1 protein-coding gene and 1 pseudogene (1 of these 2 running past the window's edge) are annotated in these 548 nt (G+C 31.8%); one reads left to right on the top strand and one right to left on the bottom strand.

The window, feature by feature from the left end:
* A pseudogene (locus COS96_00905) lies at positions 1 to 177 on the bottom strand (hypothetical protein); it reaches 177 nt to the left of the window's first position.
* Positions 178 to 333: 156 nt separating this feature from the next.
* Here COS96_00905 and COS96_00910 point away from each other — a divergent pair.
* The coding region (locus tag COS96_00910) for a hypothetical protein (GenBank protein PIU44085.1) at positions 334 to 548 on the top strand (215 nt) is incomplete at its 3' end.

Genomic DNA, 548 nt, shown 5'->3' on the forward strand with positions numbered 1-548 from the left:
TCTCATATTTATATCCGCAATAATTATGGTGGCAACTGTAATTACAATCCAAAAAACACCCACGTTATAAAAATACTTACTCGTCCTTCTATCGATATATAAAAACAATTCCCCTTCTTTTCGACTAATTTCCATATGATTCTTTTCCATCCTTAATCCTATTTCATTTTTATCCATTTTTATTTTTTTTAATGTTCTTTCTTACTTATAAAATTTAATGATTATTCTTAGCTTAAAGAATGTTTTTCAACTTGTCAAGCTAAGTTGATAATGTGCACACACATATGGCGGTTTTCTCCAAGATAAATTACCATCTTGGATATGTGTATAAATATGCCAAAAACAATTAAAGAAGAAAGATTAAGATGGATATTGCCTATCCATAATAAAGAGATTAAGTTGGTCGACATAGCGAAAGTATGCCTTCACAGCAAAAGAAACTTAGGGAGGTGGTTAAAAGCGTATAGAGAGAAGGGAGAAGCCGGATTAATCCCTACGACAACAAAGCCAAAAACAAATCCAAAAGAAACATCGATCCGCATCAAAGA

The organism is Candidatus Nealsonbacteria bacterium CG07_land_8_20_14_0_80_39_13 (assembly GCA_002779355.1).
Lineage (GTDB): Bacteria > Patescibacteriota > Minisyncoccia > Minisyncoccales.